The organism is Streptomyces sp. SID3212 (assembly GCF_009865405.1).
Classification (GTDB): domain Bacteria; phylum Actinomycetota; class Actinomycetes; order Streptomycetales; family Streptomycetaceae; genus Streptomyces.
Window position 1 is genome coordinate 1 of the sequence record NZ_WWJY01000963.1, and the last position, 382, is coordinate 382.

At 78.3% G+C, this 382-nt stretch carries 1 pseudogene; it reads left to right on the forward strand.

The window, feature by feature from the left end:
• A pseudogene (locus GT042_RS28655) lies at positions 1-382 on the forward strand (FAD-binding oxidoreductase); the annotation flags it as partial.

Sequence of the window (382 nt, forward strand, 5' to 3'; positions counted from 1 at the left end):
CGGGGGCGGGGGGCTCCCGCGTGTCCGGGCCGGGCGGGGCGGCGTTGTCGCGGGGCCTGGAGGAGCTGGTCGGCGGGAATCTGGCGCTGCTGCGGACCGGTTACCCGGCCGGGCTGCCCCGGCGCATCTCCGGGTACGCGCTCGACGCGCTGCTCCCCGAGGCCGGGGTGGATCTCGCCCGCGCCTTCTGCGGCAGCGAGGGCACGCTCGGCGTCGTCACGGAGGCGACCGTACGGCTGGTCGAGTCACCGCCCGCCCGCGCCCTGGCCGTCCTCGGCTACCCGGACGAGAGTGCCGCGGCGGAGGCCGCGGTGGGTCTGCTGCCGTACGGACCGCTCACGGTCGAGGGGATGGCGGAGGACCTGGTACGGGGCGGGCGCGG